Annotated in this window: 18 protein-coding genes; 15 read left to right on the top strand and 3 right to left on the bottom strand. The window is 41.9% G+C overall.

Annotated features, from left to right (window positions below; all coding sequences use genetic code 11):
- The first annotated feature begins 2 nt into the window (after positions 1 to 2).
- The 5 genes from AAW12_RS19685 (at position 3) to AAW12_RS19705 (ending at position 5,497) form a co-directional block, all read left to right on the top strand.
- On the top strand, positions 3 to 692 hold the full coding sequence (locus AAW12_RS19685) for a GDSL-type esterase/lipase family protein (protein ID WP_053003886.1): 690 nt from the start codon (positions 3 to 5) through the stop codon (positions 690 to 692).
- Positions 689 to 1,408 carry a GDSL-type esterase/lipase family protein gene (locus AAW12_RS19690; protein ID WP_053003838.1) on the top strand — a complete coding sequence of 240 codons (720 nt, stop codon included), beginning with the start codon at positions 689 to 691 and terminating at the stop codon, positions 1,406 to 1,408. The genes AAW12_RS19685 and AAW12_RS19690 overlap by 4 nt, the downstream gene beginning before the upstream one ends.
- Positions 1,405 to 2,343, top strand: coding sequence for a DUF4434 domain-containing protein (locus AAW12_RS19695; protein WP_046675312.1), 939 nt, complete (start codon positions 1,405 to 1,407; stop codon positions 2,341 to 2,343). Before AAW12_RS19690 ends, AAW12_RS19695 begins: the two co-directional genes overlap by 4 nt.
- Before the next feature lie 135 nt (positions 2,344 to 2,478).
- A complete protein-coding gene (locus AAW12_RS19700; RefSeq protein WP_046675572.1) occupies positions 2,479 to 3,645 on the top strand; it encodes an AGE family epimerase/isomerase in 1,167 nt (388 codons plus the stop codon).
- A gap of 10 nt (positions 3,646 to 3,655) precedes the next feature.
- On the top strand, positions 3,656 to 5,497 hold the full coding sequence (locus AAW12_RS19705; protein ID WP_197084110.1) for a carbon starvation protein A: 1,842 nt from the start codon (positions 3,656 to 3,658) through the stop codon (positions 5,495 to 5,497).
- Positions 5,498 to 5,536: 39 nt separating this feature from the next.
- Here AAW12_RS19705 and AAW12_RS19710 read toward each other — a convergent pair whose 3' ends face one another.
- On the bottom strand, positions 5,537 to 6,766 hold the full coding sequence (locus AAW12_RS19710; protein WP_197084111.1) for an ROK family protein: 1,230 nt from the start codon (positions 6,764 to 6,766) through the stop codon (positions 5,537 to 5,539).
- Between the two features lie 310 nt (positions 6,767 to 7,076).
- Here AAW12_RS19710 and AAW12_RS19715 point away from each other — a divergent pair, with 310 nt between their 5' ends.
- The 7 genes from AAW12_RS19715 to AAW12_RS19745 all read left to right on the top strand — a co-directional run bounded on the left by AAW12_RS19715 (position 7,077) and on the right by AAW12_RS19745 (position 16,707).
- Positions 7,077 to 10,286, top strand: coding sequence for a SusC/RagA family TonB-linked outer membrane protein (locus AAW12_RS19715; protein ID WP_046675313.1), 3,210 nt, complete (start codon positions 7,077 to 7,079; stop codon positions 10,284 to 10,286).
- Between the two features lie 23 nt (positions 10,287 to 10,309).
- The gene (locus AAW12_RS19720) at positions 10,310 to 12,013 is read left to right on the top strand and encodes a RagB/SusD family nutrient uptake outer membrane protein (protein WP_084823242.1); all 1,704 of its coding nucleotides are present in this window, start codon (positions 10,310 to 10,312) and stop codon (positions 12,011 to 12,013) included.
- 18 nt (positions 12,014 to 12,031) lie between these two features.
- The gene (locus AAW12_RS19725; protein ID WP_046675315.1) at positions 12,032 to 13,699 is read left to right on the top strand and encodes a DUF5018 domain-containing protein; all 1,668 of its coding nucleotides are present in this window, start codon (positions 12,032 to 12,034) and stop codon (positions 13,697 to 13,699) included.
- A 71-nt stretch (positions 13,700 to 13,770) separates the two neighbouring features.
- Positions 13,771 to 14,961: a hypothetical protein gene (locus AAW12_RS19730; protein ID WP_046675316.1), complete on the top strand. Its 1,191-nt coding sequence runs from the start codon at positions 13,771 to 13,773 to the stop codon at positions 14,959 to 14,961.
- Positions 14,961 to 15,836 (top strand): hypothetical protein, encoded by an 876-nt coding sequence (locus tag AAW12_RS19735; RefSeq protein WP_046675317.1) that lies wholly within the window; start codon positions 14,961 to 14,963, stop codon positions 15,834 to 15,836. Before AAW12_RS19730 ends, AAW12_RS19735 begins: the two co-directional genes overlap by 1 nt.
- Before the next feature lie 201 nt (positions 15,837 to 16,037).
- Positions 16,038 to 16,517, top strand: coding sequence for a hypothetical protein (locus AAW12_RS19740; RefSeq protein ID WP_046675318.1), 480 nt, complete (start codon positions 16,038 to 16,040; stop codon positions 16,515 to 16,517).
- A complete protein-coding gene (locus AAW12_RS19745) occupies positions 16,507 to 16,707 on the top strand; it encodes a helix-turn-helix transcriptional regulator (RefSeq protein ID WP_046675319.1) in 201 nt (66 codons plus the stop codon). The genes AAW12_RS19740 and AAW12_RS19745 overlap by 11 nt, the downstream gene beginning before the upstream one ends.
- Positions 16,708 to 16,851: 144 nt before the next feature.
- Here AAW12_RS19745 and AAW12_RS19750 read toward each other — a convergent pair whose 3' ends face one another.
- Both AAW12_RS19750 and AAW12_RS19755 read right to left on the bottom strand, forming a co-directional pair.
- The gene (locus AAW12_RS19750; RefSeq protein ID WP_046675320.1) at positions 16,852 to 17,550 is read right to left on the bottom strand and encodes a type 1 glutamine amidotransferase domain-containing protein; all 699 of its coding nucleotides are present in this window, start codon (positions 17,548 to 17,550) and stop codon (positions 16,852 to 16,854) included.
- 132 nt (positions 17,551 to 17,682) lie between these two features.
- Entirely contained in the window at positions 17,683 to 18,258 is a 576-nt protein-coding gene (locus AAW12_RS19755; protein ID WP_046675321.1) for a Crp/Fnr family transcriptional regulator, read from the bottom strand.
- A gap of 898 nt (positions 18,259 to 19,156) precedes the next feature.
- Here AAW12_RS19755 and AAW12_RS19760 point away from each other — a divergent pair.
- From AAW12_RS19760 to AAW12_RS19770, 3 genes are read left to right on the top strand one after another with little or no spacing between them, the layout of a single operon-like run.
- A complete protein-coding gene (locus tag AAW12_RS19760) occupies positions 19,157 to 22,411 on the top strand; it encodes a SusC/RagA family TonB-linked outer membrane protein (RefSeq protein WP_084823243.1) in 3,255 nt (1,084 codons plus the stop codon).
- 19 nt (positions 22,412 to 22,430) lie between these two features.
- A complete protein-coding gene (locus AAW12_RS19765; RefSeq protein ID WP_046675322.1) occupies positions 22,431 to 24,239 on the top strand; it encodes a RagB/SusD family nutrient uptake outer membrane protein in 1,809 nt (602 codons plus the stop codon).
- A gap of 23 nt (positions 24,240 to 24,262) precedes the next feature.
- Complete coding sequence (locus AAW12_RS19770; protein WP_046675323.1) at positions 24,263 to 25,111, top strand: metallophosphoesterase family protein; 849 nt, start codon at positions 24,263 to 24,265, stop codon at positions 25,109 to 25,111.
- Positions 25,112 to 25,226: the final 115 nt, after the last annotated feature.

A 25,226-nucleotide genomic window follows, 5' to 3' on the forward strand; every position in this document is an offset into this window, starting at 1 on the left:
ATATGAACATACTTTCTTATAGGAACTGGAAGGCCTTATGGTTGCCTTTTTTTTTACCGGCATTGACTTTAGCGCAATCAAAGGGCATTGATTCTACGTTTGATAATCAGCATTATCGCGCAAGGCTTGAGTTTTTTAAAGTGATGCCCAACCAGAAGGACGAAATCGTTTTCCTTGGTAATAGCATTACCGAAGGTGGAAAATGGCAAGAAATCCTCCAGCGGAAGCATGTGATCAATCGGGGGATTAGCGGTGATGTGACTTACGGTATTTTAGCACGACTAGACGAGATATTAGCGTCCAGACCACGAAAAATATTTCTGCTCTGTGGGGTGAACGACATGAAAAGAGGAATACCGCTTTCCATTATTTCAACGAATATAGAAAGGATAATAAAGCAGGTTAAAAAGCAGTCGCCAAATACAGCGCTTTTTGTGCAGGGAATTCTGCCTGTGAATGAAGCTTTACTGCCAAAAATCTATGAAGAGGTTCGGAATGACAAGATCGTGCTACTGAACAATGCGTTGAAAGAATTGTGTAAGGCACATCAAGTTCGTTTTGTAGACTTACAGCCGATATTGGCGGACGGTAATGGGGAACTAAAAGCTGAGCTAACAATTGATGGTTTACATCTGAAGCAGGCCAGCTATTTGATCTGGGCCAATTATTTAAAACAGCAAAAACTATTATGAGATCATTGGAATTTTTTAAGGTGTATCGTATTTTCCAAGGTTGCTTCCTAATTGGAATATATCTATCGGTATTTTCCCAGCCCCTCTCAGCTCAGGAGATTAAAATAGATAGCAGTTACGCCAACTGGTATTATCAACAACGAATGGCCTATTTCGAACAAAGTCCAACCATTAAAGGAGCAATCGTGTTTTTGGGAAACAGTATTACTGAACGGGCAGAATGGCAGGAATTGCTTGCAGATTTAAGATATCCTGTACTGAACAGGGGGATAGGCGGAGATAATTCGTTTGGGATTCTTGCGCGTATCGATGAGGTGTTGCGCGGACGTCCGCGGGCAATTTTTCTGATGGATGGCATTAATGACCAATTCAGAAAGCTTCCGCAGGAAGTGTCGGTCAATAACTACAAGCGTATCATTAAACGAATAAAAAAGATCTCACCAAAGACCCTTATCTATCTTCAGAGTGCTTTACCAATCAATGAAGAACTCACAAAAGAGCCCTATACAAAAGATAGAAATGTGCTGGTTCCAATCTTAAATGAAAAACTAAGACAGCTTGCAGCAGATGAAAATATTCCATTTGTCGACCTCTGTCCACTTTTTCAGGACAATGAGGGAAAACTTAACGCAGTTTATTCTGCTGATGGTATCCATCTGATACCAAGTGCCTACATAAAATGGGTACAATTATTAAAAGAAAAGAAATATTTATGAGAATTACAGGGACATTTATTGACGAGATTTCCCACGATATTCCGCACCAAAATTGGGGCCCGGAAGAGTGGGATCGGGATTTTGCATATATGAAGGCAATTGGTATAGACACTGTTATTATGATTCGCAGTGGCTATCGTAAATTTATAACCTATCCATCGGCTTATCTGATGGACAAATATGGCTGTTTTAAACCATCGTTGGATCTTGTAGCGCTTTATCTGCAGCTTGCAGATAAGTATGAGATGAAATTCTATTTTGGACTTTATGACAGCGGTATTTATTGGGAGACAGGAGATCTGAGTCACGAAATCGATGCCAATCAACATGTAATTGAAGAGGTCTGGGCTAAATATGGGCATTATAAAAGCTTCGGTGGATGGTATATCAGTACGGAAATCAGCCGTAAAACGAAAGGGGCTGTTCATGCTTTTCGTACACTTGGTTTACAGTGCAAAGCCGTCAGTGGGGGCTTGCCGACATTCATATCGCCCTGGATTGATGGGAAAAAAGCCGTGCTTGCTGCTTCTCCAGAGCTTAGTAAAGCCGATGCAGTTTCGGTATTGGAACATGAAAGGGAATGGGGCGAAATTTTTGAAGGTATACAAGGAGCTGTCGACGCAGTGGCCTTTCAGGATGGACACATTGATTACGATGAGCTTCCCGATTTCTTTGAGGTCAATAAGAAATTGGCTGATAAATATGGTATGGCCTGTTGGACGAATGCCGAATCTTTCGACCGGGATATGCCGATCAAATTTCTTCCGATCAAGTTTGATAAACTAAGGCTAAAACTTGAAGCTGCAGCGAAGGCTGGTTATGATAAGGCTATTACTTTCGAATTTTCTCACTTTATGAGTCCGCAATCCGCTTATTTACAGGCGGGACACCTTTACAATCGGTACCGAGAATATGCACTGAACCACAATTGGTGATAGGGATCGCGTGTTTACAGCACGCGAAATGACGACAAAAGCAATCTCGAAGAAGTCAGAGAACAAGAAATAGCATTATTGATAAAAGTAGGCCAGAGATTTTAAATGGCCTTTAAAGAGCAAATTCATTTATATATGAATCATTACAGTACAATTTATAAAGACGAATTATTTAATCATATTCTTCCTTTCTGGACGGAGCATTCGCTCGATAGGGAGTATGGTGGCTATTTTACCTGTCTGGATAGAAGAGGTGGAGTTTTTGACACGGATAAGTTTATGTGGCTGCAGGGGCGGCAAGTTTGGCTCTTTTCGAGTATTTACAACAAAATTGAAACACGGTCATCCTGGTTGGATATTGCAGTTCATGGTGCCAGCTTTATGGAAAAACATGGACGTGACGAAGAGGGGAACTGGTATTTTTCACTTGATCGGCAAGGGAAGGCACTTGTGCAGCCCTATAATATTTTTTCCGATTGCTTTGCTGCTATGGGATTTGGTGCCCTGTATACAGCAACTCAGGAGCAGCGTTACGCGGAAATTGCTCAAGATACCTTTCATAATATATTGAAACGTCGAACACATACGAAGGGGATATACGATAAGGCTGTTCCAGGGGTACGTCCATCAAAGAATTTTGCTTTACCTATGATCTTGAGCAATCTCTCCATCGAACTGGAGCATTTATTGGAACCTAATTTGGTGCAGGAATTGATTGAGGATATCGTGTTCGAGGTAATGGATGTGTTTTATAAAGAGGAGCAGGGGCTTGTATTTGAAAATGTAAGTCCCAATGGTTCATTGCTGGATAGTTTTGAAGGAAGATTGCTCAATCCGGGACATGCGATAGAAGCCATGTGGTTTATGATGGATCTGGGAGAAAGACTGCAGCGACCAGCGTTGATTGAAAAAGCCATGCGTATTGGTCTTCGTATGTTGGAGCATGGATGGGATGAGAAATATGGAGGTATATTCTACTTTATGGATGCGCAGGGTAAACCAACCCAGCAGTTGGAATGGGACCAGAAGTTATGGTGGGTGCACTGTGAAACACTGGTCTGTATGGCGAAAGCCTGGGTACTGACGGGTAATGAAGAGGCTAAACGTTGGTTTGAAAGAGTTCATGAATATACCTGGACACATTTTAGGGACCCCGAACATGGCGAATGGTTTGGCTACCTCAATCGAAGAGGTGAGGTATTACTCGATCTCAAAGGCGGAAAATGGAAGGGATGCTTTCATGTGCCTCGTGCCTTATGGAAGGTATATGAGGTGTTTGAAAAAGCAAAAATAATCGTGTAACTTAATTGCTATGGATGCTCTCAATGGAATAAATGCGTTGACCTTAGTTTTCGCAGCGATATTGATCTTTGCGATCGCGTATCGTTTTTATGGCTTATTTCTAGCAAATAAGCTGCTCAGGTTGAATGGAAGTCGCCAGACACCAGCGGTGGAGTTTGCTGATGGACATGATTATGTGAAAACCGATAAAAAAGTGTTGTTTGGTCATCACTTTGCGGCTATCGCGGCGGCAGGGCCATTGGTTGGCCCAGTACTCGCGGCACAGTTTGGTTATCTGCCGGGCGCCATGTGGATATTAATTGGTTGTGTATTAGGTGGCGGTGTGCACGATATGGTCGTGCTTTTCGCTTCTGTACGACATAAAGGAGAAAGTTTGGCAACCATTGCCTCGAAGGAAGTTAGTAAACCCATTGGTGCTATTGCTGGTATTGCCGTACTTTTCATCTTGATCCTAACGTTGGCCGGATTATCGCTGGCCTGTATTAGTGCCATGCACGAGGCACCATGGTCTTTATTTACGATTGTACTGACAATGCCCATTGCTATTTTCATGGGCTTGATGATGCGCTATCGGGAGGGCTCGGTGACCTTGGCGAGTATCATTGGCGGTATCTTGCTTATTGCAGGTATTATAGCTGGTCATCACCTGATGCAGCTTCCGACTTTTCACGCACTTTTCAACTGGGATGTGAAGACGATCTCTATCGGTATTGCTGTATATGGTTTCTTCGCTTCAGTATTGCCCATCTGGCTATTATTGGTTCCGAGAGATTACCTTTCGACCTATCTCAAAATAGGTACAATTATTATGCTGACGGTAGGGATATTTTTTGTTGCACCAACAATTCAGATGCCCGCCCTGACCTCATTTATCCATGGTGGCGGACCCGTAATTTCAGGACCTGTCTTGCCCTTTATCTTTATTGTGATTGCCTGCGGAGCCATATCAGGGTTCCACGCTATTATCGCAACCGGGACGACACCCAAAATGATCGGTAATGAACGCGAGATCTTGTTTGTGGGATATGGCGCCATGCTTGTTGAAGGCTTTGTTGCCTTGATGGCATTGATTGCAGCTTGTACGTTGATGCCCGGTGATTATTTTGCAATTAATACGCCGGTAGCCGAATATGCACAGTTTCTAGCGCAGCACCCCCATCTTTCAGCTGTGGATTTACCGCATTTTATAGACAGAATAGGTGTAGATCTGCACGGTCGGACGGGCGGCGCAGTGTCGTTGGCTGTAGGGATGGCTCATATCTTCGATAAGGTTCCCTTTATGAACGATATAATGGCCTATTGGTATAATTTCGCTATCATGTTTGAAGCGGTCTTTATTCTTACAGCGATTGATGCAGGTACCCGTGTGGGACGTTTTTTTCTACAGGAAATGCTAGGAACTGTTTTCCCTAAATTTAGCGATAAAAACTGGAAACCAGGTGTATGGATTTGCAGCGCCCTGTTTACGTTCTCTTGGGGATATTTGGTTTATACCGGTAACGTAAGTAGCATTTGGCCATTATTTGGTATTAGCAATCAGCTCTTGGCAGCCTGTGGTCTAATTGTATGTACAACGATGCTCATCCGGATGAATAGACGAAAATATGTCTTGTTTGCAGCCGTTCCCGGTGTCTTTATGGCCGTGATTACATTTTGGGCCGGCTATCTTCAGGTGGTACAAGGATATGTGCCTAAAGGACAGTACCTACTGGCGGGCTTGGCCGTAGCTGCGATGTCATTGATGGCGATTGTATTTATCGGAACGTTTAAGAAGTGGATACACCTTGCACAACGGAAAGAGCAGGTGAAAGATCGATATGGAGAGGTTGTGAAGGAAATTGTGGAAAGATAAAGTAGCGCGTGGATTTCCGTGAAATCCACGTCTTATGTCTTAATCGATAATAGAAAGCAGACGGTCCCGAATGAGAAGGCAGGCTCCAAAGGCTGCAAGTTTTTCTCCATTATTTGAATAAGCAAGTTTGGTATCCTTGTTAACAATAGACAATGAAAACTTATTGACAGCATTCTTCAGCGGTAACATCAGGTATTCCTCACTTTTGGCTAAAATTCCACCGACGATGATGATTTCTGGATTGAAAATATTGATCAATGTAGCAAGTCCACGACCTAATTTTTCCCCAAGTTCATTGATTAACTCAATAGCGAGATTGTCATCTTTTTTTGCAGCATGGATAATATCGCCCAGCCGAATATCTTCCAGATCATTAAATTTTTTTGTCAGTATGCTCGTTGCACCATTTTGCAGTGCTGCTATTACACGGTTTCTAAGTGCAAAACCAGATGCTTCCGTTTCGAGGCATCCCTTTTTTCCGCAGCGACAGATAATATCGTTGTCAAAAATTGGAATATGTCCAAATTCACCCGAGAAACCCGATTTCCCATAATAGATCTTTCCGTTGATCAAAATGCCCAATCCGATACCATTGTCCACATTGACAAAAAGTGCATCTTTCTCGTCTTTTAAAATTCCGCTGGAGAATTCCCCATAGGCAAGCGCCTTACTATCGTTTTCAAGATAGGTACGTAATTGCAGCTCCTGTTCGAAATATTTCGATAAAGGATCTTCATAAAAATTAAAATAACTGTAGGAATAACCTGTTCGATAGTTGATACGGCCAGAAAGATTGATACCTACCCCCAATATTTTGTCTTTCTGAATCTGATGGGTGGCAATAAACTGATTGATCTCCCGGCATATATTCTGGAGTGATTCCTGATTATTCTCCAAACGATGTGGAATTTCCTCTTGACTGGCAATAATGTCTTTTTTCATATTCATGACCACAATACTGAGATGATCATGGCTCACCTGCACGCCGACAAAAAATGCGGCATTCGGAAGTAGACCGTAGGAATTTGGTTTTCTACCAATTCCCGAAGTCGATTTTCCATTGTCCTGTACCAATGCATCTTCGATGAGTTCATTGATGCATTCGTTGATCTTGGGAATGCTAATGTTGAATTCCTTGCTCAACTCAGGAATGGTCGAGGGGCCTTTGGTCGCAAAAAAGGTTAAAATTTCCTTTTTAAGTAAAATGTTTTTATACGCTACACCGCTATAGCTCGCATCATGTAAATCACTCAAAAATTTTATGCCCATAACTTGGTTACGTTAACTTTTGGGTAAATATAGTAAATATCTCATCATCCTAAATTATGTTTATGTTTTTTCTTCTTTAGTCTATTTGAATTAATAAAAAAAATTAGAAATAATTTGAATATTTAAAATTTTATTTCTTATTTAGTGTTGTATAAATAATATACCTAATAATTGTAAACCAAAATACGTTGCCTTGTCCGTGTCAGAACGTTGCGTGTTTTATCCAATGGAAAACGTCTGTTCATGTGAGGTAACCGAGTGACCATAAATACTATTTTTTAACATAACACTATTTTTTCATTCCTAAATTATGAAACCAACACATGTAAAACGCAGGTATCTTTTTAAGGCTTTGGGATTACTTATTGTTTTTATGCAATCCGCAATAAGCTTTGCCCAATCCATTGTAAACGGTACCGTACGCAATCACGATGAACAGCCTATTGCTGGGGCAACGGTTAAAGTAGTGGGAACTTCTGCAACAACGCGGACGGATCAAAAGGGAGGTTTTACGCTGCAGGTGGACCGATTGCCAGCCGAACTTCAGGTAAGTTATATCGGCTATTTGTCGCAGTCGCGAAAGATTACAGTTGCCGGCACACAGAGTTTTGTTTTGCAGCCCGATGAACGTCAGATTGATGAGGTTGTTGTTGTGGCTTATGGTACGCAAAAAAAGAACAATGTCGTTGGATCTGTCGTACAGATTGGAGGTGACCAGCTCAAGAAAGCCCCGTCGATGAACTTGACCAATGCACTTGTAGGGCGTGTTCCCGGATTGACAGCATTGCAACAATCAGGACGCCCTGGAGCAGACAATGCGACATTATATCTGCGCGGAGTGGGGACTTATGGTGGTAATCGAAGTCCTTTGGTGATTGTCGATGATATCGAGCGCCCACTTTCTACCTTAGCTTATCTGGATCCAAGTGAGATTGAAACCATTTCCTTTTTAAAGGACGCCGTCTCCACAGCGGCTTATGGTGTACAGGCTGCCAATGGTATTATATTGGTTAAAACAAAAAATGGACGAAAGGAGCAGACCAAAGTAACCTATGACTTTGGATATAGCATTGGCCAAAATACCCGCTTTCCAAAATTCCTCAATGGACCGGATTATATGAACTGGTACAATAAAGGGACAGAATTGGACAATGATTTTCTTCGAAATACGAAGCAAACTGAAGCACCATACATCTACACGCAGGAACTTATCGATGCGGTCTCAAATGGAACCAATACCAATCCCTTGTTTGGCAACACCGATTGGATTGGACTATTGGCAGATAATAATAGCTATTCGCAACATCATGCCGCGACAATTTCTGGTGGAGCGAGCAAAACGCAGTATTTTGCATCGGTCAGCCACATGAACCAGGATGGGGTGATCGATAATACCAATTTCAAACGCTACAACATCCGTACAAACCTTAAAAGTGAGCTTAATGAATACCTGACGGTGGGTTTGAACATTGGTTTGCGTAATCAGAATACCAATTTACCGGGTATTTCACCCGACAACTCGGCCTATATGAATCCATTTTACCAGGCTGTTCGGATGCTGCCAAATCTGCCAATGTATGCTCCAAATGGACTCCCAGTAGCGTATCAGGCCGGAGCAGGCTGGGTCAATCCAATTGCTTCGGTAGCAAATTCGGGCTATCAGAAGCTCAAAAGCAATATCTTTCAGGGAACGGCAAACATCGATTTTAAAATTCCAGGAGTAACAGGTTTGCTGGCAAAAGTTCAGGGTGCGTACGACTATAATTCGGATGAATCCAAATCTTGGCTGACACCGTATCCGACGATGGGAAGACAGCGGGACCAGGTTGCAGGCGATTTCGTAGCCATGACCACATTGCCCGGGATCACCAAAACATCCCTTCGTCAGAGCTTTGCGGCTAGCTACCGAAGCACATGGCAAGCGAGTTTAAATTACAACCGGACTTTTGGTGATCATAGCATCGGTGTGTTAGGTTTATATGAATATGCAAAAACTCATGGTAATCAATTTGGTGCCGGCGCAAGTAATTTTCCGATCAGTATTATTCAGGAAATAAACTATGGTTCGGCTTCCCAGGAAGATATTATCAAGTCTACAGGTTCCAGTGATGCGGAATCTGCACGGGCGGGATTTGTGACGCGACTGAATTATGCTTTCCGCGATCGTTATTTAGTGGAGTTGGTGTCGCGTTGGGATGCCTCCGCTAACTTTGCCAAGGAAAACCGCTGGAAATCTTTTCCGGCCATTGGATTGGGCTGGGTTGTCTCAAATGAGTCCTTCTTTAAGGAAGCTGTCCCTTTTGCAGATTTCCTTAAATTAAAAGGATCTATTGGGCGTACTGGCAATGATCGTGCGCAGGTGGGTAGTTTCCCTTACATTAATACCCTTTCGCAAAATACAACACCAGTCATTGTCATAGACGGCAAACCGGTCAAAGCTTTATATACCAATGCACCTCAAAATCCTTTGTTGAAATGGGAAGAGTCCACCACATCAAACGTGGGTTTTGAATCAAGGTTTTTAAATGGCAAGTTTGGTTTTGATTTCGAATGGTTCTACCGTTATACTTCCGGTATTCTGGGACAGGTAGGAAACCTTTATCCAGCGTCGATAGGTGGATATTTTCCGATTTTGGCCAATATAGGCGAAGTTGATAACCGTGGGTTCGATGCGCAATTGCGTTATAACGACCATTTTGGCGAATTTAAATTGGGTCTGACCGGGAATATCAACTGGGCGAAAAACAGGTATCTGAAACTCGATGAAGCCAATGGGATTCCTTCTTGGCAGAGTCTCATCGGCAAACCGATCGGAACAAAAATCGGCTTTGTCAAAGAAGGGATGGTGCAGACCTGGGAGGAAGCCCGTAACACACCTTCACCAAGTTCGGGATTTATGGCTCCTGGTTTTTTCAAATTTAAAGATTTGAATGGCGACGGGCGGATTACCCGAACGGACGATATGACCTATATTGGACGCTCCAACGTACCTGAATTAACATTTGGTTTGAATTTCGATATGGCTTATAAAGGCTTCGACTTTTCGGCATTGTTGCAAGGTGCCGCACGAGTTGATGTTGCCCTCGCAGGAGCGTACGAAGGATCGTCAGGAACTTCAGGGGTAGAGGATAATACACCTTTTACGCGTCCTTTTTACAACTATGGAAACTCCCCTTATTTCTTGGTTGAAAACTCCTGGCGTGAAGACAATCCGAACGCCGAATTTCCACGTATGAGTGCCTATAAAGCAACAGGAATGTCGACGAACAATGCAAATGCCAATTCAGGATGGATCAGAAAAGGCGATTATCTGCGACTTAAATCCGTGCAGTTGGGCTACACATTCCCGAAAGGATTGCTGAATGCCGCGAAGATTGAACATGTACGTGTGTTTGCTTCGGGCTCAAACCTTTTCACATGGGATTACCTGAAATACCTCGATCCCGAAATGCCAAATGTCAATAATGGATTTTATCCGCAGCAACGGATTTTTGAATTTGGCTTAAGCGTTACTTTTTAATCTCCTAAAAATTACTATTTCAGATGAAATCAACTCTATATACCAGCTGTCGGCAACTTTCATTTTTAGGCCTGTTGTTTATGGCGTTGCAAGGTTGCTCTGTCGATCTAATTCCACAGGACCGGATCGCAGAAGAGAAAGTATGGGCTGACCCCAATTCGGCCGAACTATATGTATCGGGCATCTATGCTGAATTTAAAAAATTCCAGTTTGGTCAATTTCCCAATTTAGGCTATGACAATGCAATGGATGCCTTAGCCGATGGAATGAAATTTACCTCAAATACGGCAGGGAATGGTACAGTCAATATTCTTGTATCCAACTCAAACCAGTTTTCTTCCGCGAGCGTGGGTCTGAATTATTGGGCGAGCGGATATGAACGTATCCGTCGTATCAACGAAATGATCAGTGGGATTAACACGAAGTCCACTCTTTCCGATGCTCAAAAACAGGTTTATGAGGCTGAGGGCAGGTTCGTGCGGGCATATGCCTATTTCTGGCTGGCAAAGATCCATGGAAGCGTGATTCTATTCAAGAGTATGGATCAGTATACTGAAAAAGATCACGAACGCTCCAGTGAGGAAGCCGTTTATGATTTTATCCTGGAGGATCTCCAATTTGCAGTGGATCATCTTCCGCTCAACAATCTTGCCGGCAGGGCTACCCAGGGCGCGGCTTATACCTTGATGGCGCGTGTAGGACTGTATGCAGGCTCTATTGCTAAATATGATCTCAAGCAGTTCAATCAGGATCCTTTGACGGGTATTTCACAGGCGAGGAGCGCGGAGTATTTTAAAAAATCAGCCGATGCAGCGCAAAAAGTCATCGATATGGCTAATGGGGGACTCTATGCCTTGGACGATAATTTTGCAGGCATTTTTACCAATAAAAATACAAAGGAAGCAATCTTTCGGGTAGATTTTGCAGCACCTGATGTAACGCATCAATACGACCTGGGCTATGCTCCACCTCGGGATGCTCCGGGTAATACATTGGTTTATGGTGTACCAACCGCGGAACTGGTCAATGAATTTGAAATGGCCGACGGATCCAAATTCTCCTGGCAGAATGCTGCGCAGGCAGCGGCTCCCTATACAAATCGTGAACCTCGTTTCTATGCGACGATCTTGTACAATGGTGCAACCTGGAAAGGAAGAACATTGAATACGTCGACGACCGATGCGATAGAAGGATTTACAACATTTGGCGCGAGTGGCGACCCCAAACGTACCGTTACGGGATACTATGTACGCAAAATGCTTGATCCTACAAACACGACATTCGTTCAAAATAAGAGTACACAAAGCTGGATCGAAATGCGCTATGCCGAGGTCTTGTTGATTATGGCGGAAGCGAAAGCGCAATTGGGCGATTTTGCCTCAGCAACAACCTACATCAATCAGCTCCGCCAGAAACGTGGACTTAATGCTCTTAGCCTTGCCAATAATAATCAGGCAATGGCCGCTGTAGAGCATGAGCGTAAAGTTGAACTCGCTTTCGAGGGACACCGTTTTTGGGATTTGCGCCGTTGGCGAAAAGCTCACCTCCTGTTGGATAATGTGAAGTTTACAGGGCATAAGATCAGTCCGAACGCAACAGGATTAACGTATGAAGTTGTCTCAGCAGACGCAACCAACAGAAGTTTCAGTACAAAATTATATTATCTGCCCATACCTGAAAATGAAGTGCAGTTGAACGGTGCGTTGACTCAAATTAAAGGTTGGTAAAAATAATAAAGACTAACAATGGACAAAATAAAATTTTATAGTTTATGGGCCTGTGCAATCCTTTTGGGAGGATGTCAAAAACCTAATTATCTGGAGCGGAATGTGAAAAATCAATTGATGGATTTTTACGCTACGATTGATGGGAAAGGGCAAGATCGCCTCTTCTTGAGTACGATCAGCAATGATACGGTGTATTTGCACGTAGATTATTATTATCCGATCGATTCGGACAATGAAGTAGATCTTTCGCGACTGATGTTGCGTGCTTCCGTTCCAGCTGATGCCCAGGTGACGCCGGGTTTAAATGGATTTACAGACTTGACGGCACCCAAGAAAATTACTGTCACCGCGGGAAACGGTGACGCAAAGGATTATGTGGTCATTGCCGAGAAGAAAGGCAATACGGATATTTCGGGAGTCAAAATTACATTTAAAGACAGCGAACAAAAGGTCAATGAGGTTGAGGGGATCCTAAACGGGAATACGGTGACGTTTTATGTGGTGCCGGGCATGGATCTTTCGCAAACTAGCCTGAGTTACGTCATCAACAAGCATTCAAGTGGTTCAATAGCAAGCGGTGGTCAGGTCAATTTGGCAAACGGTGCAGAAGTACCCCTGACGATTTCTGGAGCCGGAAATATCAAGCGGCAGCTCAAATTGGTTGTTAAAGAACCTGTCAAACTTGAAAAAGGGGTGGGCATTAGCCGGCGCTTGTTCCTGAAGAAAGCGGCAGACTTGGGCTTCACTGCAAATAGTGAAACGTCCTGTTTTGTGAGTGGCGATTACTTGGTGATTGTGAGCCGGACTTCACCATCTGTATTTAAGGTGTACAACCGTTTCACAGGAGCTTATTCCCATAACCTAACAAATCCTTTCCCGGCAGGTCGCTTGATCTTCCAAGGTGTGAGCGATGAAAAAGGACGATTTATGCTAGGAACTTATACGCCGAATGGACAGAGCTTTGTGTTATACAAATACAAAGATGTTTTTGATACCAGTCCTGTCAAGTTATTGGATCTACCTTATAGCAAACCTGCTGCGGTAGCTGCCGGCGATGGCAATATCGGTCGTAAACTTAACTGGGTAGGGGATATGGACGGAAACGGTCAGTTACTTGCTTCGGTTGCAACCAGTCGTTACCTCCTGCGTTGGACAGTCGAAAATGGCCAGATAAAATCTACCGCTGCCGATGTCCTGGAATATAAGGATGGTGCGGCATCATTAGGCTTTCTACCGGAATATCTTCCTTTAGGGGTCGGCGCTAACGCCGAACTGATCGCGAGCACTAACGCCGAACTTGCTTATGTTTCGGGAAGTACATGGGGGCGGCTAGCAGCATTCCCGGCAATTACCGGTACTGCCATGAATGGTGGTATCGCCTTTCAGCGTTTTAACAATGCAGATATTTTGGCTCAGGTCAAATTGTTTGGAAGCAATGAGATCGGGCAGATGTATGTCTATGATATTAGCGATCGAGCCCGCATTGGTACCACACTGAGTTCACCTACCTATAACCAATTGCGTGTTTATGAGTCGGAACTGTTTACTGGCGGTACCAACGGTAATGCAACCAGCGACATCTGTATGGGAACCTCAGAAAATGGACAAAGGCTTCAGGTGTATATGTTGACAACCTTTGGTTATCTCGTTGCGCAGGAGTTTACAATTTATGCCGATTCAAATTAAAATAATCGTTCCTTCATGCAGCTTGTGTTGCAGTGGAGGAACATTGTATTCATTCGTAAAAAAATAAAATTATGAACAAGCACATCAAAACAAGCTTATTGTTGATGTTAGGTTTAGTTTCGTGTAAAGTTGGATTTGCACAAAAAAATGATTTAAGTAGCGTGTCCAAAAAGATTGTCAGCGCAAATAAAGGCGATATCGTCCTGTTGGAGGATTTTCTAAAAACGGACTTTCCTAAGTTGCCTTACACAAAGACCGTATTACCGGGACCGCAGTATATCATATCTGATGATCCCGAGTATATTCGTGTTCCTGAGGCTATTGCATTACAGGAGACGGTTGACCCTGGGGCTGTTAGGTTGTATGTCTATAACGTCAATGGTGTTAAAGAACCACAAAAAATGCCGCGTAAGATTTCAGCGGTCATTAAAAATCTAGGCCATGAAAATATGCATTTTCGCATGCTGAAGTATGCTTCACAAAAACCGAGTTCAAACTATTTTGAAATTGGAAAGAAGGGGCTTGAGGACTACTTTTTATCTGCTGTAAACAATCAGGTGAAAGTGCTTAAACCAGGAGAAGTAATGGCTATCGATGAAAAACTGGAAAAACAGCTGGTACAATACGATGAACTTGTCCATGGGTTTTATGAGTTTGTGGTTGACCAGCCGGCGCAGATCGCTGTCATTCAATTTGCTCCAGATGAGTCTGGGCCAAAAGTGTTTCCGCGGATCAAGACCTTGATTCCTCATAGTCACGCAAACGCTGGTCGCGGTATTTTTCCGATTTCTAATTATCAGATTAATCCGACGGATACGCTCGATACCAAAAAAGGAGCAGTGCAGCTGATTGTGGCCGACGGGCAGGACGATCCATGGATCACGGGAACGATTGGTGCGAAAAAAGAATTTGCCAAGAATGCCGGAAACTATGGTGTGCTGTATAAAACAAAGATCAAATGGAAGAGTACAGACGGAAAAGGATTAGCTTTGGTTAGCTGGAACAGCCGTTCCGGAGACAACCAATGGTGTGGTGGCATGGGGCTGACCATGGAACTTGTGGGTAAAGATGGTCAAAAGACCGTGATGCAATATCCCAAAAATGCGCTGATTACAAAAGGTTATCCAGAGGCAATTCTAATCGAAACTTATTGGCCCGACCCGAAGAAGGAAATACAGGAAATTGAATTCACCTATTCTCCTCCGGGAGCTTCCTGCCTACCGACCCCATTAATTTTTGTACCCATTGATCCGAAGAAATAATGAAACACATACGCTTACTTTTTTTACTAAGCTTGACCGCCTGCAGTGCAAAAAATGAATTTGTTAAACCAGAATTTCCGGTTGTAGGTGTTGATGGGAATGAGTATCTCAAAAATGAGGTGCGTCCGGCTTCTTCAAAAGCTTGTTTTCAAGGAGCCTACTATCGAAAAGTCGTTTCCAGTACAGATGTCTGGGTCGGCATTAAGGCCGAAGTTACCTTACCAAAGATGGAATTTGATCCGGCGCGATTGAACCCGGGCAAACCCAAGCAATACCTGGATAACCCCTCTGTTTATATGGGCGGTAACATGGGGGGACAAGAAACGGATATTGGCCTTACCTGGGAAGTTATAAAAGATGAAAAAGGAAATGTGACCGAAGACAGGCGGGCTTTCCGACCTTTTTTGCGAAGGGCAGCACACAGCTCTGGTCAAGCAAGTCTTTATCAAAATGCACCGGCACAAGACGAATATTATTGGTATCCTGGCGAAAAGGTGCTGATGACATTGGAAATTGTTGGTCCAGGCATATTAAAATTTGCTATACAGGGTAACGGCAAGAAATATGAAGCTACGTTTGAAAGTGCAGGATATACCTTGGGTGGATTGGGGGAGTTTAAACGAGTGAACGCCATTGATCAGGTGGCCAATGAAGGAAAACCTGTGCAGGCAACAAAAACGAAAGTATTGGAAGCGATTTGGTCCTACAGCACTTTACTCCGCTATGATGCAAAGCAAGTGATCGAAGTACCTATGCATGCGGGACGGATGACGCAGATGGCCTGCCCAGCGGCACAATATTTTAAAATCCAACAAGATGCAGCCAACCTCAAAAAAGGAGGGGAGAATGTACAGATAAATGGAGCCGGTTTTTAAATATTGCTCACAAAAAATATAAACGGCCAAAGCCAGCTGCATGCAGCTGGCTTTTTTTTGAAATCCTATTTCTTTAAAGGAACTGTTATCATTAGCGTTATCGTAAATTTAATGTAAAATATATTTGTCTTTATGTAAAATATATTTGTCATAATGTATGATATTTTTTACATTTGAATAAACTGATAAACTTATTGTATTATGAAAAAAATCCCTTTATTGCCCCGTTATTTTCGCTGGATTGGCTTCTTGTTTGTTGTAATCAGTCTAGGACTGTACTTTTTGGATTCGTTTCGGGATAGATCTGATCCGGGAGGAATATTTATTAAAACCTTTGTTTTCATCAATGATACGCCATTGAGTCCAATTGGATTCTTTGAAATTATGGAAGTCGATGTTTTGTTGACCCTGATCATGTTGACAATGCTGCTCGGATTATCATGTTTTGCTTTTACACGACGTAAAGTGGAAGATGAAATGATCAATTCAATACGCTTGTATAGTTGGTCATGGTCAGTAATCGTCATGATTGTGTTGAGTACGCTTGTTATGATATTTGTTTATGGAAAAACGTTTATTAGTTTTTCGTTTCTATTTGCACATTTATTATTGCTTGCCTATATTACGATTTTTAAGGTAAATATCTGGAAGATGAATAGGAGATCGGAACATGAAGAATAAGATAAGAATCCATCGATTAATAAAAAACTACTCACAGGAACAGCTCGCAAATTTGGTGGGTGTAAGCAGGCAAACCATCAATGCGCTGGAAGCCGAAAAATATATTCCTTCCACTGTACTTTCGTTAAAAATCTCCCATGTGCTTGAGCGTAGTGTTGAAGAATTGTTTGAACTTGAAGACAAAGATTAAAGTCATTTTGCAAATAGTTCTTATCCTGAAGAGTTGCAAGGATCATAGATTTCAATTGGAAGAGGATGTTGATGCTTTGTCAAAAAATAAGCAAGGACTATTTCGATGACAACAGTCCTTACTTATTTTTTGATTAGTTTATTGCTAGGAATTGCTCAATAGAGTAAACAAAGCTTTAGCAGTTTCTTCCGAAGACGCAGGGTTTTGCCCGGTAATGAGATGGCCATCTTTGACTACATAACTATGCCAATCTTCCCCTTTGCTGTACTGTGCACCCAATTTTACGAGTTCATCTTCCACTAAAAAGGGAACAACAGCCGTTAGTTGAACCGCTTCTTCCTCGCTATTTGAAAATCCGGTAACTTTTTTACCTTTGACCAGTGGCTGACCATTACTATCCTTGACATAGCGAAATACAGCTGGCGCATGGCATACGGCGGCGACAGGTTTGTTGTGGGCCCAAAATGACTCGATCAATGCAACGGATGTCTTATCGTTGGTTAAATCCCACAAAGGACCATGGCCCCCAGGATAGAAAATCGCATCGTAGTCCTGTTCATTGATCGTATCCAAAGCTAAGCTATTTGCCAATTTTGTTTGGAGCTCCTTATCTGCATCAAAACGTTTGGTTGCTTCTGTTTGAAAATCTGGGAGCGCACTTTTAGGATCGATTGGTGGTTGCCCTCCTTTTGGAGATGCGATGGTGACGTCCACTCCTGCATCTTGTAAAACATAATAAGGCGCTGCAAATTCCTCCACCCAAAAACCTGTTTTTTCTCCTGTATTGCCCAATTGGTCATGTGATGTCAATACAACCAATACTTTTAATTTGTCTTTTTTCATATTAAATAACCAAGTCTGTTAAAAAATTATATGTTTAAAACGATAGTACAAAGTAGGGGATAAATTGCCGGAGCCCTATGTGATATACATCACAATTTGGAGAATGGTTTTGCTTTTGTGATCTAGATCACATTATTTGGCTTGGTATAGCCTGCTTAGTGTTTCGCGGGAAACGCCCAGATATGCTGCGATCAAATGTTTGGGAACGAGATTATAGAGTTCAGGGTATTGCTGCATGAGTTCCTCGTAGCGGCTCCGCGCATTGTTGTTCAGCAGTGACATTATTCTTTTTTGCAGCCCAATGTATCCTTTATTAGAACGCCATCTGAAAAAGGTTTCAACTTCGTGAATTTCCTTACATACTTTTTCCCTGTCCGCATTCGATAAGCAGAGCGTGTCTGCCTCGCTTACACAATCTAAATTGACTGTAGCCCTGCTCTGATTATGCAATGCATTATAATCAGAAGCCCACCAGGTCTGTGTGGCAAACTGTAAGATATGCATCTTTTGTTCATCGTTGGTAAAAAAGGTCTTTAAACAACCATTTAGCACAAAATACTCTTGTTCGACCAGATCTCCTATGCTGATAATCTGTTGTTTCTTTTTAAAGGAGACCGGTTTAAAAAAAGAAAAGAAGTAGTCGAATTGTTCGTCGTTCAACTGGACGGTCTTGTCGATATGTTGTCTCAGAATTTCACGTTCGGTCATAGCTAACAGTTACTTGATCGATTTAAAATTAACAAAATCTCACAAGGATAGCGAAGGGATGCATCAAGTTCCCTTCATATCCCCAATTAATAGGGAAATAACAATCTTTTTACAGCGTATTAACAAGGGGTTAGTAGGGGTAAATCCCCTACTAACCCCCTGTTATACCCCTGTTAACCCCCTGTAATCTCCCTATAATATATTAAGATAATATTAATTTGATTTTAACTTGTTCCTAGACAAAAAGGGGACTTGAAATCCTTTAGCCGTGCTGCTAAATTTCCATGTTTAACCGGTTTAGTGATTTATAAAAAATGATTTTTTTAAATTTTATTTTGTTTATACAAAGTTATTTTCTATTTTAGTGTTGCCCATTCAAGGGCACTTTTCATAAAATAGGTTAATAATATGGCTAAAACACCCGGAGTACCCCATGCTTTCGGGTGTTTTTTTATTGTTTTTCACCTTCTCCGCGATCCTAGAATACCTCCAAGTAATTTTAACAACAAAGTCCTGATATTTTTACTTAACCTTTTGTCGTCCTGAAAGCCTGTATTCCGGGCTATAAATTCTACTATTAAAATCATCATAAATCGGTCTTCAACACATAACCGGGCAGCTTTTTTGGGAAACGAATGCAGCATAGTTCATCTATTTTTTTGAATAGTGTCGTGGGACGCTTTTATGTATCACATAACATATTGAAAAAAATAGACAAAACGGATTAGGGATGCCAGTCCTTCAGTCGTCTATTCAATGAAGGACGGTAGACCCGAGGTGGGACCTATCAAATATAACCTGTAAAAAACTAAATTTAAACCAATATATAACCTTTGATTAATATTAATTTAATATTAGTACATTTATTTTGCTCTTCAATTAATAATAACAAATATTTATGAAAAAACAACAATTTCAATCCTTAGGGAGGAATCGCAATTTCAGGTATCGGCTCGGGCTGGTAGTTGGAGCTGTTTGTCTTGCGGGTGTGGTCCAAGCGCAGGAACTTGAAACGCATGGTAAGGTGACGGACCGAAAAGGAGAGCCCATTCGAGGGGTGACAGTTTCCATTAAAGGTGCACCGAATTCGGTAATGTCTACTTCAAATAAAGGGACCTACGAGTTGAATAAACTCAAAAAAAATCAGGTGTTGCTATTTACTTCGGTCGGTTACAAAAGCATAGAGCTAATCTATGAAGGGCAGAAAGAACTGAATGTACAGTTAGAGGAGGATTTGGCTAATTTGGACGAGGTTGTTGTGGTTGGGTTTGGTACAAAGCAAAAGAAGAACCTTACAGGTGCAGTAGATCAGATATCGGGCAAAGTCTTGGAATCTAGGCCTATTTCTAATGTGATGCAAGGTCTACAAGGGGTAAGCCCTGGCTTAAATATTACCTACGGTAATGGTACACCTGGGGGAATCCCAAATATTAATATTCGTGGAACAACTTCCATTAATGGTGGATCACCTTTGTTTGTAATTGATGGTATTCCAGCTACTGATGCTAACGATTTAATTCGCCTAAATCCCACTGATATTGAATCTTACACGGTCTTACGTGATGCAGCTTCATCAGCAATTTATGGTGCTAGAGCGACCTATGGTGTAATTTTGATTACCACTAAATCGGGAAAACTAGGAAAACAATCCGTTTCTTTTAATACAAATTCGGCTTGGGGAAAACCAACTGAAATGCCTGATCCCGTCACTGATCCGTATATCTTCTCTAAACTTTTGGAATTATCGACAAATAATACCCCTTGGGACTACGTCAATTATAGCGATGAACACTACCAATGGGCAAAGGAACGTTCTGATAATCCCAGTTTGGAAGATGTACGTATAGATCCTAAAGATCCAAAGCGTTGGGCTTATATGGGAAACAACAATTGGAATAAGTACTTTCTAAACAACGCAGCACATTCGCAGTCCTACAATTTGACTTTTTCAGGTGGAGCGAAGGTGAATGAACTTCCTTTTAAATATTATTTGTCCGGCGACTATACGAAGGAAAATGGTTTAAGTAAATTGGCAGCCGACTATTGGACACGTAAAGGACTACGGGGAAGAATTAATATTGCTCCATTCAAATGGTTGCAATTGGATAATAACACTAGCTTATATAATACACATCGTGAAAGTCCGGCGGCAAGTTTAACCGATATCTATTATTTAACGCCTATTCAGGTTGCGAAAAATCCGGATGGCACTTGGGCAAATACGGATGCAGGACGATTGGCTGCTCGTCTATCTGACGGTGGAAAAAGCAATGGTGACACGTTTGGTTTCCAAAATACGTTCAATGCGACAGGCACATTTTTAAATGGCGATCTAAAAATATCTGGCGATGCAAGTGTTAAAAGAGAATACTACAAAGGCAATGGTTATGCTAAAAAATTCAAGATTGGTTTTGGTCCGAATGATATCCGTGAAGAGGGAGGAACCGGCTATGTGAATGAATCCCGAGCCGATATGAAAAATACGGTATTTAATCTATATGCGAATTACAACAAAACAATTGGCAAACATAATTTTGGTGCAATGGTGGGGTATAACCAAGAAGAGTATATTTATTCATCCACTTATGTCAACCGAAATAATCTAATTTCTTCTACTTTACCTTATTTGGGATTGACTACGGGAGAAATGACACTCAATGCTGGTTATAGTTCCTATGCGACGCGAAGCTATTTTGGACGATTGAATTATACTTTTAATGAGCGTTATATCTTGGAAGGTACAGGACGTTACGACGGTTCTTCCCGTTTTCCTAAAGCAAGTCGCTGGGGATTTTTTCCGTCCGTTTCAGGGGCTTGGATCGTTAGCAATGAATCCTTTTTCGAATCATTAAAACCGAAAGTATCCAATCTAAAGTTAAGAGCGTCATACGGTAGTTTGGGAAATCAAAATGTAGGCGACTTCTCTTATATCCAGACGATGGGAACCAGCCTTTCAGGCTACCTTATTAATGGAAATCAACAATATGTCGTGAATGGGGCGCCTCCGCTGACAATTGATCCAAACTCATATACCTGGGAAAATGTGTCTACTTTAAACTTTGGAGCTGATTTGGGGCTCTTCAATGATAAGTTTTTTGTAGGCTACGATAATTACATCCGTAATACAACCGGTATGTTGACCGCCGGACGGGAGCTTCCAGGTGTACTGGGGACAAGCGTACCAAGGCAGAATGCAGCTGATTTGCGTACAAAGGGTTGGGAGCTTTCAGTGACTTATAAGGATCAATTTGAATTAGCCAATAAGCCTTTTTCTTTTGATGCGAAGGTTGTTTTGTCTGATTCCCGTGCTAAGATTACAAAATTCAAAAACGATGAACGTCTGCTGTCGACATATTTCAATGGATATGAGTTCGGTACAATCTATGGCTTGCAGGGTGATGGACTGTTTAAAAGTGCCGATGAAATCAAAGCACTGGATGAATCAGGCATAGTACCTTGGGGAGCTTTAAATATTGTGAATGGTTGGCCAAAATTTAAGGATATCGACGGAAATGGTAAAATTGAAAGAGGGTTGACCGAAACGAATTTGAAAGATCTTCAGGTGATTGGTAATTCTGCTGATCGCTACCGTATCGGTTTTAACCTCAACATGAATTGGGGTGGATTTGACGCTTCGGTATTTCTACAGGGTGTATTGAAACGAGATTTCTATCCACGGCATTATTTGTTCTGGGGTCCTTATCAGCAACCTTATGCAAATATATACCCATGGCATTTGGATTTTTATAGAGAAACCAGTGATACACCAGAAGAACGAGCAAAACACTCCCAGGCGTACTTGAATGCTGGCTTGGCGGATGCTAATCATGATGCACGCTATCCGGTATTGCAATCTTGGTTGGCCGATGTCAATGACGGAAAAGGATTGGCTATTCCCAATACACAGTATATGTTGAATGGCTCTTATCTGCGTTTGAAGAACGTCACTTTGGGGTATACCTTGCCGCATGAGTTGCTGGAAAAATGGAAAATTCAACGTTTGCGTATTTTCTTTTCGGGAGAGAATCTATTTGAATTCTCACAGATCAAAAAATATGTGGATCCCGAAGCGATCAACAATGGAACCGATGGTAGTGCCTGGGCTTATCCATTCCAACGTAAGTTTTCCGTTGGTTTAAACTTAGATTTTTAACAATTAGCAGTACACAGAGATGAATGTCAAATCAAAAATAATATTAGGACTTATAAGCGGTGGTTTTATATTAACCATGGCGGCTTGCCAGAAAGATTTTCTGGATCGCTTTCCCCAAACTTCGATCACACCTGAGGTTTTCTTTAATACCGAAGAAGATCTTTCGCTGTATATCAATGGGATGTTGAGTATGAACGATCGTTGGACTTATGTGGGAGATCAGAGTTCAGATAATGCGGCGACAACAGCCGCCGTAACGCTTAAGACAATGATGACCAGCAAAACAGAGCCAACGTCAGAAACAGCTGGAGGGGATTGGTCTTGGGGACGTTTACGCACAATAAACTACTTCTTAGAAAACTATCAGCGTGCGAATGTAGCAGGAGATGTTAAAAACCATTATGCAGGTTTGGCACGTTACTATCGCGCTATTTTTTACCATGGTATGGTAAAGCAGTATTCGGATGTGCCGTGGTACAGCAAAACATTAACCCCAAGTGACGAAGCTCTACGTGATGGGCAATCGCCTCGTACATTAGTTGTCGATAGCATCATGGCAGATTTGGACTTCGCAACAAAAAATGTTAAAGAACAAGTCGCGCTTGGAACACCAGGTCGAGATGCTGTATTGTTGATGCAGGCTAAGATTGCATTGCATGAAGGAACCTATCGGTTGTATCACAATGAGTTAAATTTGGACAAAACGGCGAAGAATTACTTTGACATTGTAGAGAAAGCAACTTCACAAATCATCGCTACCAATAAATATAGTATATATTCTACCGGAAAGCCGAACGAAGACTATGCTGCATTATTTGAATCACAAGATCTTTCCCAAAATAAAGAAGTGATCTTATTGAATGCTTTTGATCAAAACAAAAATAGGGGACAGGCGCTTAACGGTTATGTTTTTGGTGATTATGAACAGTCACCTTCACGGGATTTGATACAGACTTATTTGATGAAAGATGGTTCACGTTTTACGGACGTTCCTAATTATGATAAGAAACTGTATGTTCAGGAATTTGAAAATCGTGATCCTCGTCTGATGCAAACGTTGGTATATCCGCAATGGCTGAGACAGCCTGATAAATCAAATTATGTGCAAAAGCTGAACAAAAACTTTTCGGGCTATCACCAGTTGAAAGGCTATGTCAATTCATCCGATCAAATTATTATGAACGGAGTTGATTTTCCAGTGCACCGTTACGCTGAGGTTCTATTGATGTATGCTGAAGCAAAGGCTGAACTAGGAACGTTGACACAAGCTGATCTCGACAAGTCTGTTAATCTGTTGCGAAGAAGAGTAGGGATGCCCGATCTAAAAATGGATGTAGCAAATGCGAACCCTGATCCTAAATTGGCCGCAGATTACCCGAATGTGAAGGGAGCATTCCGGGGTGTGATTTTTGAAATCAGACGCGAGCGACGTGTGGAGTTTGCTTTTGAGAATTCACGTTATGATGACCTTATGCGCTGGAATGCAGGTAAACTGCTTGAACGTATTCCAGAAGGCATGTATTTCCCCGGAGTAGGTAATTACGACATGACAGGGGATGGCGTTGCCGATATCAAATTGATTCCTGATGGACAGACCATTCCTACCGATCGAGAAAAGAATTCACTTGGCGTACCACTTGTCTACTATACCATTGGAAATTTTGGTGGTAATGCTAGTGTTTATCTTAAAAATGGTGTCAATGGTGGAACAATGGTAACAGATGTCAATGTCCGTAGATTTGTAGAACCGATGTATTATTATCGTCCGGTTCCTGCAAAACAGATCATTCTCAATCCAAATCTTAAACAGGTATTTGGTTGGAAGTAACATATAAATAACATACAATATACATGAAATCATTTTTTTTAACGATAAGTCTGTTCGTTACAACAGTCTTAGTACATGCTCAACAGAAATTTTCATTCGCGTTTTTTACCGATTTACACCTTAACACCAGTGCAGAAACACATTGTTTTGAAGGTCTTGATAAAGCAATTCAAAATGCCAAAAGCAAAAAAGTAGACTTCGTCCTAAACGGTGGCGACAATGTGGATGTAGACGCTTATAAGGCAGAACAGTTGCCTTTAGCGAAGAGCATGTTTCAAAAGTATAAGGATCAAGTGGATGCTTCCAAATTGAAGTGGTATTATGCCATTGGCAATCACGATCGTTTCTGGCATTATGACGGAAAAGATGGAGCTGGACTTTTCGAATCGGTTTTTGGAAAGAGCTACCACAGCTTTGTACATAAGGGCTGGCGTTTTATTGTGTTAAATTCTACGGAAATATGCAATGGCAAGTATTGTGTGAGTGATGAGCAGCAGGCCTGGCTGAAACAGGTGCTTGATGAAACCCCAAAAACGCAACCGATTGTTGTTGTTGCACACGTACCGTTCTTGTCTTTGTATTATCCTGTATTGGATGGACACTATACGGATGCAGATACATTTACCAACCAAAAAGCGATTTTGGATCTATTTACAGGTCACAATCTGAAGCTTGTTTTGCAAGGACACCAGCATCTCTATGAAGAAATCAAGGTGAAAGGTGTACAGTTCATTACTGCAGGAGCGATCTGTGCGAGTTGGTGGGGCGGAGCCTTCAACGGTACTCAGGAAGGATATTTAAAGGTTGATATCAACGGCGACCAGTTTAAATGGGAATACATTGATTACGGCTGGACAGTGAAAGGAAAATAAAAAGATGATCATATTAGGTAGGTAGTTTAAAATGATCGCCCGCCCACTTCAATGTGCGGCGGGCGTTTTTTGTGTTTATTTGAGTGCAGTGGCATCAGCTGTAACCGGCCGATAA

This window comes from Sphingobacterium sp. Ag1 (assembly GCF_000988325.1).
GTDB lineage: Bacteria > Bacteroidota > Bacteroidia > Sphingobacteriales > Sphingobacteriaceae > Sphingobacterium.